7 protein-coding genes and 1 pseudogene are annotated in these 11,957 nt (G+C 66.7%); 6 read left to right on the plus strand and 2 right to left on the minus strand.

Annotated features, from left to right (window positions below; translation table 11 throughout):
- Positions 1–31: 31 nt before the first annotated feature.
- The 4 genes from SA190iCDA_RS00160 to SA190iCDA_RS00175 all read left to right on the plus strand — a co-directional run bounded on the left by SA190iCDA_RS00160 (position 32) and on the right by SA190iCDA_RS00175 (position 6,379).
- Positions 32–2,422, plus strand: a complete 2,391-nt coding sequence (locus SA190iCDA_RS00160) for a response regulator (protein ID WP_070886051.1) — start codon at positions 32–34, stop codon at positions 2,420–2,422.
- Positions 2,423–2,491: 69 nt separating this feature from the next.
- Entirely contained in the window at positions 2,492–4,621 is a 2,130-nt protein-coding gene (locus SA190iCDA_RS00165; RefSeq protein WP_083329802.1) for an ATP-binding protein, read from the plus strand.
- Between the two features lie 112 nt (positions 4,622–4,733).
- Complete coding sequence (locus SA190iCDA_RS00170; RefSeq protein WP_070886050.1) at positions 4,734–5,027, plus strand: hypothetical protein; 294 nt, start codon at positions 4,734–4,736, stop codon at positions 5,025–5,027.
- A gap of 113 nt (positions 5,028–5,140) precedes the next feature.
- Positions 5,141–6,379, plus strand: coding sequence for an MFS transporter (locus tag SA190iCDA_RS00175; RefSeq protein WP_070886049.1), 1,239 nt, complete (start codon positions 5,141–5,143; stop codon positions 6,377–6,379).
- Between the two features lie 72 nt (positions 6,380–6,451).
- On the opposite strand, the gene SA190iCDA_RS00180 is transcribed toward SA190iCDA_RS00175, so the two are convergent.
- Together SA190iCDA_RS00180 and SA190iCDA_RS00185 are read right to left on the minus strand one after the other, a co-directional pair.
- Complete coding sequence (locus SA190iCDA_RS00180) at positions 6,452–7,972, minus strand: J domain-containing protein (protein ID WP_139159488.1); 1,521 nt, start codon at positions 7,970–7,972, stop codon at positions 6,452–6,454.
- 6 nt (positions 7,973–7,978) lie between these two features.
- Positions 7,979–8,951, minus strand: a pseudogene (locus SA190iCDA_RS00185) (Hsp70 family protein).
- A 258-nt stretch (positions 8,952–9,209) separates the two neighbouring features.
- On the opposite strand from SA190iCDA_RS00185, the gene SA190iCDA_RS00190 reads away from it, so the two are divergent.
- Positions 9,210–10,499 (plus strand): NCS2 family permease, encoded by a 1,290-nt coding sequence (locus SA190iCDA_RS00190; RefSeq protein WP_070886047.1) that lies wholly within the window; start codon positions 9,210–9,212, stop codon positions 10,497–10,499.
- A gap of 293 nt (positions 10,500–10,792) precedes the next feature.
- Entirely contained in the window at positions 10,793–11,887 is a 1,095-nt protein-coding gene (gene trmA, locus SA190iCDA_RS00195; protein WP_070886046.1) for a tRNA (uridine(54)-C5)-methyltransferase TrmA, read from the plus strand.
- Positions 11,888–11,957 lie beyond the last annotated feature (70 nt).

Genomic DNA, 11,957 nt, shown 5'->3' on the forward strand with positions numbered 1-11,957 from the left:
CTTACCACAGACCGTAATCGACGACCTCTCCATGCCGCGTGTGCCTATCAAATTACTGTTCATCGAAGACAGCCCGCATGATGCGGAACTGGCCCTGCTCGCACTGGAACGCAACGGTCTGACGGTCGACAGCACCCTGGTCTACGACCACGAGGCCGCCGAACGCGCCCTGAAGAACGAGCGCTTCGACCTGATCGTCTCAGACTACCTATTACCAGGTTCTTCAGGAGCCCAGGCGCTGGAAGTGGCGCGCCGCCTGGCCCCGCAGACGCCATTCATCTTCCTGTCCGGCATGTTCGGCGAAGAGCACGCGGTGGAAATGATGCGCCTGGGTGCTGTCGACTACGTGCTCAAGCAGAACCTGCCGTTCCTGCCCAAGGCCATCGACCGCGCCATGGCCGAGGTCAACGAGCGGGAGAAACGCAGGGTTGCCGAAAATACCCTGCAGGCGGTCGAGGCCCGCGCGCGGCTGGCCATCGGCGCGGCGCGCATGGGCATGTGGGATTACGTGCCGGCCACCGACACGCTGGTCTGGGACGAACGCTGCCGCGCGCTCTACGAACTGGAGCCGGACGCCCAGGTTGACATGGCCCTGTTCCTCGGCCGCTGCCACCCCGATGATCGCGCGCAACTGCGTCAGCGGGTCAACGAGGCGCTGGCCACCGACAGCGGCAACGAATTTCAGGCGGAATTTCGCCTGCCCCTGAGCAATGGCAGCAAGCGCTGGATTTCCGCCCGCGGCCAGGCGTTCTTCGACGACGGCCAGTGCACCCGCTTTCTTGGCGTGTTGCACGACATCACCGAACAGAAGCAGGCCAACGAGGCCCTGCTGCGCCTAAATGATGTACTCGGCGAGCGCGTCGAGAAACGCACCCGGGAGCGCGACCGCAACTGGGAACTGTCCCGCGACCTGCTTGCCGTGCTGCGTTTCGACATGCGCCCCAGTGCCCTCAACCCCGCCTGGGAACAGACCCTAGGCTGGACGCGCCAACAGCTCACCCAGGGCCCGCTGTGGGAACTGGTGCATGCCCACGACCAGAACGATACCCGCGCGCACATCGAGCGGGTGACCTCGGACAACGTCTCGGTGCGCTTCGTCAACCGCATGCGCCATGCCGCCGGCGAGTACCACTGGCTGTCGTGGATCGTGGTGCGCGACGACGACCTGCTGTACACCACGGTACGCGACATCACCCACGAGCGCGCCGTGGTCGAGGAACTGGCCGCCACCAACCAGCAGCTGCGCGAGCAGATCGCCGAGCGCGAGCGCGTCGAGGCGACCCTGCAGCAGATGCAGCGCCTGGAAGCGGTCGGCCAGCTCACCGCAGGCGTCGCCCATGATTTCAACAACCTGCTGACGGTGGTGCTGACCAGCACCAGCTTCCTGATCCGCGACCTGGAAAAGGGCAACCTGGACAAGGCCCGCGGCCGCCTGCAGAACATCACCGATGCCGGCGAGCGCGGCGCCAAGCTGACCGGCCAGTTGCTAGCCTTCTCGCGCCGCCAGCGCCTGGTGCCGGAAGCGGTCAACCTCGGCGAAACCGTGCAGGGCATGCTCGAACTGCTGAAAAGCACTCTGGGCGGCAGCGTATTGATCGAGACCGCCACCGAGCCCGACCTGTGGCACGCCCGGGTCGACCCCACGCAGATCGAACTGATCATCCTCAACCTGGCGATCAACGCCCGTGATGCCATGGCCGTCGGCGGTACCCTGCGCCTGAGCACCAGCAACGAGGTGATCAGCGAAGCCCCACGCCGCCCGGAAGACCCGGAACCCGGCGACTACGTGGTGCTGTCGGTGCAGGATTCCGGCAGCGGCATGAGCGAGGCGGTGCTGGCCAAGGCCTTCGAACCCTTCTTCACCACCAAGGAAATCGGCAAGGGTTCGGGCCTCGGCCTGGCCCAGGTGTTCGGCTTCGCCAAGCAGTCCGGTGGCGGCGCGCGCATTCTCACCAAGATGGGCATCGGCACCACGGTCAAGGTCTACCTGCCGGGCCTGCGCAACGTCCCACAGGCCGAGGAACAGGTATCCAGCCAGCCGCTGCCGATCGCCGAGCCGGGCGATCAGCGCACCATCCTGCTGGTCGACGACGACCCACGGGTGCGCGAGGTCACCGCCCTGACCCTGGACGCCCTCGGCTACCAGGTGCGCGAAGCCCACAGCGGCCTCGACGCGCTGAGCAAGCTCGACGATGACATCGACCTGCTGCTCGCCGACTTCGCCATGCCCGGCATGAACGGCGCCGAACTGGCCCAGGCGGTACGCCACCGCTATCCGGAATTGCCGGTGGTGTTCGTCACCGGCTACGCGGAACTGGGCGGGCTCGAGGCCAATGAGGCCTTCATCGTGCAAAAGCCCTATCGCAGCGACGAACTGGCGGAGAAACTGCAGCACGCCTTCGCCAGTGGCAAATCCACCTGAACCCGCTAGCGCTGCGGCCTACCAGCAGGCTGCGCTAGCGGCCAGACCGCCAGGATAAGCTCCCCACCGATGTCCGCGACGCAGAACACACCACCCCAATCCTGCCTGTTCGCCGGTCAGTCCGGCGACACGGTCGAGCTCATCCGCCGCTTCGACTGGGCGGCCACCGCACTCGGCCCCATCGAGCAGTGGCCGGACGTGCTGGTCAGCACCACGCGCCTGATCCTCTCCTCGCCGACGCCCATCGTGCTGCTGTGCGGCGAGCGCGGCGTGCTGATCTACAACGACGCCTATGCGGCGTTCGCCGGCCAGCGCCACCCAGACATCTTCGGCCTGCCTGCCGAGGACGCCTGGCCGGAGATCGCCGAGTGGAACCGCCACGTGATCACCATGGGCCTGACCGGTCGTTCCATGTGCCAGGAAAACCTCTACCTGCCGCTGCGCCGTCCTGGCCTGCAGGACGATGCATGGATGAACCTCTACTACAACCCGCTGCTCGATAACACCGGCCGCTCCCATGGCATGATGTGCATCGTGGTGGAGACCACCAACCAGATCGTCGCCATCGAACAGCGCACCCAGGCCGAAGCCGAATTGCGCAGCGCCAACGAACGCATCGAACTGGCGCTCAACGCCGGCGCCGTGCTCGGCACCTGGGTATGGGACATTCCCAATGACCGGGTGACCGGCGACGAACGCTTCGCCCGCGCCTTTGCCGCCGACCCGCAGCAGGCGGCCAGCGGCATGGCACTGGACCGCGTCACCCTGGCCATCCACCCGCAGGACCGGCCACGGGTACGCGCGACGATCGAGCAGACCATCGCCACCGGCGGCAACTACCGTGCCGAGTACCGCGTCCTGCAGGCCGATGGGAGCTATCGGTGGATCGAGGCCAACGGCCGCTGCGAGCGGGCCCCCGATGGCACGCCGCTGCGCTTTCCCGGCGTGTTGATGGATATCGACGAGCGCAAGCGTACCGAGCTGGCGCTGCGCCAACTGACCCAGACCCTCGAGGAGCGCGTCAGCGAAGCCGTGCTGCAGCGTACCCAGGCCGAGGAACAGCTGCGCCAGGCGCAGAAGATGGAAGCCATCGGCCAGTTGACCGGCGGCATCGCCCACGACTTCAACAATCTGCTGGCCGGCATTCTCGGCAGCCTGGAGCTGATCCAGCGCAAGCTGCCGGGCAGCGAACACCCACAGCTTGCGCGCTTCGTCGACGCCGCCATTGCCTCGGCCAACCGCGGCGCCTCGCTGACCCACCGCCTGCTGGCCTTCGCCCGGCGCCAGTCGCTGGACATGCGCCCGGTCGAGGTCAACGCCCTGGTGCGTGCCCTCGAAGACCTGCTGGTGCGTACCCTGGGCGAGCAGATCAGCCTGGAAACCCAACTGGCCGACGACCTGTGGCCAACCCGCAGCGACGGTCACCAGCTGGAGAACGCGCTGATCAACCTGGCCATCAATGCCCGTGACGCCATGCCCGCCGGCGGCAAGCTGCGCATCGAGACCTGCAACACCCAGCTGGGTGACCGCGAGGCGGAGAATCATCAGGTACCGGCCGGCGACTACCTGCTGCTGTCGGTCAGCGATACCGGTTGCGGCATGCCCGAGGAAATCATTCGCCACGCCTTCGAGCCGTTCTTCACCACCAAACCCATCGGCCAGGGCACCGGCCTGGGCCTGTCGATGGTCTACGGCTTCGTCAAGCAGACCGGCGGCTACCTGCACCTGGAAAGCCAGGTCGGCCGCGGCACCACCCTGAACCTTTACCTGCCGCGCCTGCCCGTGGCGCCGGCCGAGCTGCCGCACAGCTCGACGCCTGAGGCGCCACGCGGCACCGGCGAATGCATCCTGGTGGTGGAAGACGACAAGGTGGTGCGCATGCTGATGGTCGAGGTGCTCGAAGAACTCGGCTACAACCTGATCCAGGCCAGTGACGCACAGAGCGCCCTGGGGCTCATGGAGCAGCATGCGCCGCTCGACCTGCTGCTCACCGATGTCGGCCTGCCCGGCATGAACGGCCGGCAGCTCGCCGACGCCGCCCGCCAGCGCCAGCCGGGCCTCAAGGTGCTGTTCGCCACCGGCTACGCCGAGGGCGCGCAAATGCGCGACGGCTACCTGGGCAAGGACATGGACATGATCGCCAAGCCGTTCTCCTTCGAGGCGCTGGCCGGCAAGCTCAAGGCCATGCTCGGCGACTGATCGGTCACAACCGGATACCAGGCGCAGAATCGGGGAACTCCGCATCGAGGCAGCGGCTCAATAGTCAGCACCCCGGCGCTTGTCGCCCTTTCCGTTTTCCAGGAATCCCTGCATGCGCGTAGAAGGCTTTTTCGAATCCCTGGGCGAGGCGTTCGGCTCGTTCATCCGCTTTATCGTCGACGCCCTGAGCGGCGTGTTCGGCATGCTCGCCGGCGCAGTCGCCAGTTTCATCGATGGCCTGTCCGGCGCCCTGGGCGTTACCCCCTCGCTGCTCAGCATCGCCGTGTTGCTGCTGGGGCTGATCCTGCTCTACAGCGCGGTGCGCTCGTTCATGCGCGGCTCGGTGATCGGCGGCCTGATCTGGCTGCTGCTCGGATTGTGGCTGCTAAGCGGATTGATCCATTAGCGCAGCGGCAGGCATTAGCGGCGAGGGCAGTGGTCAGACATCGCATGTTGCATCCAAATGTTACAGCGGACGTGCTAGGCTGAACGGCCGTCGTTAGCCGCCTAAGTACTCCAATGTCCGTTCATGGTCAGTTGCTACTGCGTCATCACACGCCTTTCATCCGCTTCTGGCTGGCACGGGTCTTCACCGCCAGCGGCTTCCAGATGCTCACCGTGGCCATCGGCTGGCAGATGTACAGCCTTACCGGCAACGTGCTCGACCTGGGCCTGGTCGGCCTGGTCGAATTCCTGCCCAAGATTCTCTTCATCCTGCTGACCGGCCATGTCGCCGACCGCTTCGACCGCCGCAAAGTCGCCGCCCTGTGCCAGTGTGGCCAGGCCATCGTCGCCATCACCCTGTTGCTCGGCAGCAGCACCGGCAGCCTGACCCGCGAGATGATCTTCGTCATCGCCTTCATGATGGGCACCGCCCGGGCGTTCGAAATGCCCACCACCCAGGCGCTGCTGCCCAATATCGTGCCGCCCGGCCTGTTCCCAGCCGCCGTGGCGGCCTCCAGTTCGGCGATGCAGACCGCGACCATCGTCTCCCCTGCCCTGGGCGGCGTGCTCTACGCCGTGGCGCCGGCCTGGGTGTATGGCCCGGCACTGGCGCTGTACCTGATCGCCATCGGCATGATGCTCAGCCTGCCCTCGCAGCAGAAGCCGCTGAAGCAGAAGATTTCCGTGGAATCGCTGCTGGCCGGCTTCCGCTTTATCCGCAGCCGCCCGGAAGTGTTTGGCGCCATCTCCATGGACATGTTCGCCGTGCTGCTCGGCGGCGCCACCGCCCTGCTGCCGGTGTTCGCCAAGGACATCCTGCTCACCGGCCCCTGGGGCCTGGGCCTGCTGCGCTCGGCGCCGGCGGTGGGCGCCCTGCTGATGTCGATCTACCTGGCGCGCCACCCCATCGAGCGGCGGGTCGGCCCGGTGATTCTCGGCTCGGTGGCGATCTTCGGCGTGGCGACCATCGGCTTCGGCCTGTCCACCTCGCTGTGGTTCAGCCTGGCGACCCTGGTGCTGCTCGGCGCCGCCGACATGGTCAGCATGGTGATCCGTGGGGCTTTCGTGCAATTGCAGACGCCCGATGACATGCGCGGCCGGGTGGGTGCAGTGAACAGCCTGTTTATCGGCGCCTCCAACCAGCTCGGCGACTTCCGCGCCGGGGTCAGCGCCGCCTGGTTCGGCACCGTGCCGGCCGTGCTGATCGGCGGTTTCGGCGCCATCGGCATCAGCCTGCTGTGGATCAAGCTGTTCCCGGCGCTGTCGAGCCGGGATCGGATTCGTGATCCGTTGGTGGGGGATGAGTCTGTTTGAACAGCTGCGCGTGACGGCGCTTGATGCTGCGGATATCGGCCTAGGCGTCGAGGCCGAGCAGTTCCCAGGGGCTCACCACTCAGCCTTCTTGCTGTAGTCGACCTCGAAGGCGCTGTTGCGCCACATCGACCAGCGCAGCCAGGGCGAGCGGCGGCTGCCGACCAGGCCGAGGAACAGCACCTCGAGCAGCAAGGCCGTGCCGAACACGAGCCAGCCGGAAACCAGGCCTGGCGCAAAGGCGGCGACGATCATCGCGAAAAGAGCGGCCGGCAGGCCGTGGCGCAGCACCAGCATGCCGGCACCGCGGTCACGCCAGGCAGCCGGCAGCAGCAACCGGCTCAGCGGCACGTCGAGGCGCGTCAGGTAGCGGGCCAGCCGGCCCCAGCCGCGGGCGAGCATCACCATCCAGGCGACCACCCCGGCGCTGATGAGCAGGTCCTTGAAGGCCAGGCCGAGATAACCGCCCGAGCGTTCAAGGTACACCGCCATGTGCGCATCTTGCACCGAGGTGGCGAACATGGCGGTGAACAGCATGAGCCAGGCGTAGATCGTGGCCGGCACTGGCCATTGGCGTGGCTGCCAGCGCCGCCAATCTTCATCGATCTGCAGGCCGAGCAGTTCCGCCAGCTCGGGGTAACGCTCGGTAAGCAGCTCGTCCAGCCCCTGGCAGGCCTGCCAGTCCTGGTCGTCGAAATGATCGACCAATACCCGTGCTTCTCGCTCTTCCATGGGCTTGAGCAGCAGCCAGGCCGCGCGTTCTTCGGCGCGCAACGGCCAATCCAGTTGCAGATACTGCTGCACGCGCTGGCCCGCGGCGTGGCGCTCGCAGCGCCAGCACAGCCAGTTCCAGCGCTCGACGGAGCACGGCAGCTCGCCGGTGTCCTCGTTCCAGCCGAACAGCCGGCACAGGCGCTCGAACAACCCGCCCGACCAATGCTCGGTGGCTTCGAGCATCCACAGCATGCCGTCGTGCAATTGCCGGCGGCGGTCGAACGACTGCAGCCAGTCACTGGCCAGCAGGGCGGCAGCGGCGTCCACGACGGCGCGCTCCTCGCCGGCCTGCAAGCGCTGCTGCAGGGTTTCCAGTTCCAGGGCCAACAGGCGCGCGGCCAGGGCGTCCGAGTGGGTGCGCGGCAGGTTATCGGCTTGCCAGGGCGACAGCCATGCAAGCGCTGCATGCCCCAACGCAGGATGTTCAGCCCCTCTTCGTCCAGGGTGGCGCAGCGGGCCAGCAGATAACGCTGCAGATCGGCCTCCTGCTCCTGCTCGCGGGCCTGCTGCAGGGCGGCGTCCAGTGACGCGCTGGCCTGCAGCAGCTGCTCGATACGCTTGCGCCGGCTCTTCGGTGGCGGCCGCCATAACGGGTTCGTCCTGCACCACCGATGCAGGCGCTTGCCATTGCTCGGCGCCGGTATCGCGCCGCTGATCCTCAGAGGCGGCATGCGCCAACGCCTGCTCGTAGGCTTCGCGCAGGCGCTGGAAGGCTTCGGCATCCTCGTCGGGGCGGTGCTGTTTGATCAACTGCGCATAGCGGCGCTTGATGCTGCGGGTATCGGCGTCGGCGTCCAGGCCAAGCAGCGTCCAGGGGTTCATAAGCGATCAGTACCCCTGTTCGATGGCATCCAGGCGCGCGGCCACTTCGCCACGCGCCTCGCGAATTTCCCGCTCGTCCTGGCGCTCCAGGATGCTGGCGAAGTGTGCAGCCAGTTGCCCGACATGTTCGCGCAGGTCGCCCAGGCTCTCCTGGTACAGGCGCTCCATGCGTGCCATCAGGGCGCTGTTGACCTGCTGATCGCGCGGATGAACCTTGAGCGCCTCCAGCGCGGCGAAGCGCTCGGCGATTTCCGCGGGGCTGAGCACGCCTGGGTTGTTCTCGATCACCAGGCGGTGGCTCTCGCCGGTCAGCGGCGTCTCCACCTGGGCTTCGAGCAGGCCGTTGATGTCGTAGGTGAAGCGGATATCCAGCGACACCTCGCCGGCCGGGCGCGGCGGCACGGCCACGTCCAGCTCGCCGAGAAAGATGTTGTTGGCCACCAGGCGGCTCTCGCCCTGGTAGATGCGCACGCTGACCTGCTTCTGACCGTCATGCAGGGTGTATACGCTCTGCACCCGGCTGACCGGCACCACGCAGTTGCGCTCGATGATCGGCAGGTAATGGCCGCTCTGCTGCTGGGTGCCCACCTGCTTGCTGATCTCCACGCCGAGGCTGTAGGGGCAGACGTCGGTGAGCACCACCTCCTCCAGCGTGGCATCGCGGGCCTTGAGGGCGGCCTGGATGGCGGCGCCCTGGGCGATCACCTCGTCGGGGTTGAGGTGCATGGCCGGGAAGGGTACCCAGACGGGTACTCTGGGCGCTACCCATATGCCGCTTGAACAGCGCCGCGGTGAGGTGTGGGTGGGTCTGCAGGCGCTCGCGGGCGATATCGCCGACCACCAGTTGGCCGTGGTCGTCGAGGCCGACCACGCTGGGCGTCAGCAAGCGGCCCAGGGCATTGGGCACCAGCCGTGCCGCCTCGCCGTTCCAGACCGAGACCAGGCTGTTGGTGGTGCCGAGGTCGATTCCGATGATCATGTGCGTTGCAGCCTCCCTGTGCGTGCCGGCCAACGGCGCGTCAGGCGCCGGGCGGGGCGATATTAGAGCGCTCTGACAAGGCTGGGTAAAGCAGGTTTCCCAGCGTTTGCCAACTTGCCGACAGAGACGGCTGCCGGGGCCTGGGGCGGGCTGCTATGATGCCGCGCTTTCGTGGATCGGCAACGCGATATGGCACGTGAAGTGCTTTGCTTGCGCTCTGCATACTTCAACGCGCGTTCGCTGCCATCGGAGCTCCGCATGCTGGAAAGACTGTTCCAACTCAACGCACATAACACCAACGTGCGCACCGAAATACTCGCCGGTGTCACCACTTTCCTGACCATGGCGTACATCCTGTTCGTCAACCCGAGCATCCTTGGCGAAACCGGCATGGACAAGGGCGCGGTGTTCGTCGCCACCTGCCTGGCCGCGGCCTTCGGCTCGGCGGTGATGGGCCTGATCGCCAACTACCCGATCGCCCTGGCGCCGGGTATGGGCCTCAACGCCTTCTTCACCTACACCGTGGTGATGGGCATGGGCCACACCTGGCAGGTCGCCCTCGGCGCGGTGTTCCTGTCGGCGTGCCTGTTCTTCCTGCTGTCGATCTTCAAGATCCGCGAGTGGATCATCAACAGCATCCCGCTGGAGCTGCGCTCGGCCATCGCCGCCGGCATCGGCCTGTTCCTGGCGCTGATCGCCCTGCAGAACGCCGGCATCGTCGCCGCCAACCCGGCGACCATGGTCGGCCTTGGCGATCTGGGCTCGCCCGCCGCGCTGCTGGCGATCCTCGGCTTTTTCCTGATCATCGGCCTGGAAGCGCTGCGCATCACCGGCGCGGTGCTGATCAGCATTCTGGTGGTCACCGGCCTGAGCATCCTGCTGGGAGTCAGCGAGTTCGGCGGCGTGGTGTCGATGCCGCCGTCCCTGGCGCCGACCTTCATGCAGCTGGATATCGCCGGCGCGCTGGACGTGGGCCTGATCAGCGTGATCTTCGCCTTTCTGTTCGTCGACCTGTTCGACAACTCCGGCACCCTGATCGCCGTGGCCAAGAAGGCCGGCCTGATGCGCAAGGACGGGCACCTGCCGAAGATGGGCCGCGCGCTGATCGCCGACAGCACCGCCGCGTTGGGCGGCTCGCTGCTGGGCACCAGCACCACCACCAGCTATATCGAGTCGGCGGCGGGCGTCAGCGCCGGCGGGCGCACCGGCCTGACCGCCATCGTGGTTGCCGTATTGTTCCTGTTCGCCCTGTTCTTCGCCCCGCTGGCCGGCAGCGTACCGGCCTTCGCCACCGCCCCGGCGCTGCTGTTCGTTGCCGTGCTGATGGCCTCGGGCATGGCCGAGATCGAGTGGAGCGACATCACCGTCGCCGCGCCGGTGGTGGTCACCGCCCTGGCCATGCCGCTGACCTACTCCATCGCCACCGGTATCGCCTTCGGCTTTATCACCTGGGTGGCGGCCAAGACCCTGGCCGGGCGCTTCCGCGAGCTCAATGGCATGCTCGTCGCCTTGGCGATCTTCTGCGTGATCAAACTGGCGTTGTTCTGACTGGAAGGCTGCCGGCCGCACCTAGGACGGACCGGGACGCCGGCCGCTCGTAGCGAAGCGAACAGTCCGCCAAACCACGCCGCCCCTCACACAACGGCAACGGCGTACTGCTTCGCGAGTACGCCCTACCGCGCTTCCACTCGCCCACCTCAATCATGATCGTTCCCACGCTCTGCGCGGGAACGCCGCCCCCGACGCTCCGCGTCCCGCCCCCACCAATGATCGACGACACCGGCACGCCGGCAGCGGAATCGCTACAATGGCGCCCCGTTTCCCTGCCTCACGAGTGACCGATGAGCCGTCCCGCATTCGACCCCGCCGCCTACGACGCCCAACTCGCCGAGAAGAAGGCCCGCCTGGTCGAGCTGCTTGCGCCGTTCGCCGCGCCGGAGCCCGAAGTGTTCGAATCGCCGCGCGAGTATTACCGGCTGCGCACCGAGTTTCGCCTGTGGCGCGAAGCGGGCAGCGAGAACCGTCACTACGCGATGTTCGAGGCCGGCGATAAGCACAGCCCGATTTTCTTCGAAGACTTCCCCATCGCCAGCCTGCGCATCAACGAACTGATGCCGCGCCTCAAGGCCGCGTGGCAGGCCAGCCCGGCGCTGGGCTTCAAGCTGTTCCAGGTCGAGTTCCTGACCACCCTGACCGGCGATGCGCTGATCACCCTGTGCTACCACCGCCCGCTCGACGACGCCTGGGAAGCGGCCGCTGCCCAGTTGGCGGAAGAGCTGCAGGTGAGCCTGGTTGGCCGCTCGAAGGGCAAGCGCATCGTCGTCGGTCGCCCGTACGTGGAAGAGGAGCTGCAGGTCGCCGGCCGCAGCTTCCGCTACCGCCAGCCAGAGGGCGCCTTTACCCAGCCCAACGGCGAGGTGTGCCAGAAGATGCTCGGTTGGGCCTACGACGTACTCGGCCAGCGCGACGACGACCTGCTGGAGCTGTACTGCGGTAACGGCAACTTCACCCTGCCCCTGGCCACCCGCGTGCGCAAGGTGCTGGCCACCGAGATCAGCAAGACCTCGGTCAACGCCGCCCTGGCCAACCTGGCCGACAACGAGATCGACAACGTCACCCTGGTGCGCCTGTCCGCCGAGGAGCTGACCGAAGCGCTCAATGACGTGCGCCCGTTCCGCCGCCTGGCCGACATCGACCTGAAGAGTTACGACTTCGGCAGCGTGTTCGTCGACCCACCACGTGCCGGCATGGACCCGGACACCTGCGAGCTGACCCGCCGCTTCGAGCGCATCCTGTACATCTCGTGCAACCCGGAGACCCTGGCGCAAAACATCGCCCAGCTCCACGACACCCACCGCATCGAGCGCTGCGCACTGTTCGACCAGTTTCCCTATACCCACCATATGGAGTCGGGTGTGCTGCTGGTGCGCCGCTAGGCTCTGTACGAAAAGTACCTGCGCATCGGTGCTGCTTCGTTAAAAATCGGCTGGCTTGCCAGCCCGTTCG

Origin of the sequence: Pseudomonas argentinensis, from assembly GCF_001839655.2 — a bacterium.
Lineage (GTDB): Bacteria > Pseudomonadota > Gammaproteobacteria > Pseudomonadales > Pseudomonadaceae > Aquipseudomonas > Aquipseudomonas argentinensis_B.